General features: G+C 63.8%; 1 protein-coding gene. It reads left to right on the top strand.

The features are described from left to right. Window positions 1-552 (top strand): IS3 family transposase (locus tag EBE87_RS28570; protein ID WP_120641341.1); only part of this gene is annotated, 552 nt, incomplete at both ends.

The raw sequence follows: 552 nt of genomic DNA on the forward strand, positions 1-552 counted from the left end.
ACGCATGAACTCAGGCGCCGCGGCCACGTGATAAACCATAAGCGTGTTGCCCGTGTGATGCGGGCCAAGGGGATGGGCATCAAGCCGCGGCGGCGCCATGTGCGTACCACCAACAGCCAGCACGACAGCCCGGTCTTTCCCAATCTGTACCGCAACATCGTCCCGGCCCAGCCCAACCAAGTGTGGGTCGGCGACTTCACCTACATCCGTCTTGCCTCGGGGTTCTGCTACCTGGCTGCCATCTTGGACGCCTGCAGCCGCAAGGTGGTCGGCTATGCCATCTCGCGCACCATCGACACCAACCTGGCGCTGGCGGCTCTACGATCGGCAGTGGAGACCCGCCATCCTCCGGCCGGATGCATCTTCCACACCGATCGGGGCGGGCAATACGCGAGTGAGGCCTACCGCCGGGCGCTGACCGAGGCCGGGCTGCGCGGCTCAATGAGTTCCGTCGGCAATCCGTACCACAATGCGCAGGCCGAGAGCTTCATGAAGACGCTGAAGGTCGAGGACATCTATATCGGTGGCTACGAGACGTTCCAGGATGTCGCG

The sequence above is a fragment of the Teichococcus wenyumeiae genome, from assembly GCF_003696345.1.
GTDB classification, from domain to species: Bacteria; Pseudomonadota; Alphaproteobacteria; order Acetobacterales; family Acetobacteraceae; genus Pseudoroseomonas; species Pseudoroseomonas wenyumeiae.